Origin of the sequence: Aliivibrio fischeri, from assembly GCF_009727955.1 — a bacterium.
Taxonomy (GTDB): domain Bacteria; phylum Pseudomonadota; class Gammaproteobacteria; order Enterobacterales; family Vibrionaceae; genus Aliivibrio; species Aliivibrio fischeri_A.
The window spans coordinates 1-335 of sequence record NZ_WOBR01000044.1 but is presented as its reverse complement, the minus strand read 5'-3'; the positions used below and the strand labels follow the sequence as shown (position 1 = coordinate 335).

The window sequence follows — 335 nt, the reverse complement described above, 5'->3', positions numbered from 1 at the left end:
GCTCAATTAAGCCAAGACATCAACACCACTGCAAGTCAGCTACAAGCGACCATTGAAGAGTTGCACAATATCAACCAAAGCGTGGCTTCAGCATCGACTGAACTTGCTGCTGTAATGAATGAAGCTGAGCTTAACTCTCAAAAAGAACTGTGTGAAATTGAACAAGTTGCTTCTGCGGTAAACGAACTATCTAGTACGGCTAACAACGTAAGTGATAATGCATTAGCTGCCGATAAAACTGCTCAAAACACCAGTGATTTAGCTAAAGCTGGTTTAGATGTGTTTACTCAAAGTACTGATGCAAGTGAAAAAATGGCCGTTGCATTAACAGATGC

Annotated in this window: 1 pseudogene; it reads left to right on the top strand. The window is 41.2% G+C overall.

What is annotated here, in order from left to right:
- Window positions 1-335, top strand: a pseudogene (locus tag GNP81_RS19290) (methyl-accepting chemotaxis protein); the annotation flags it as partial.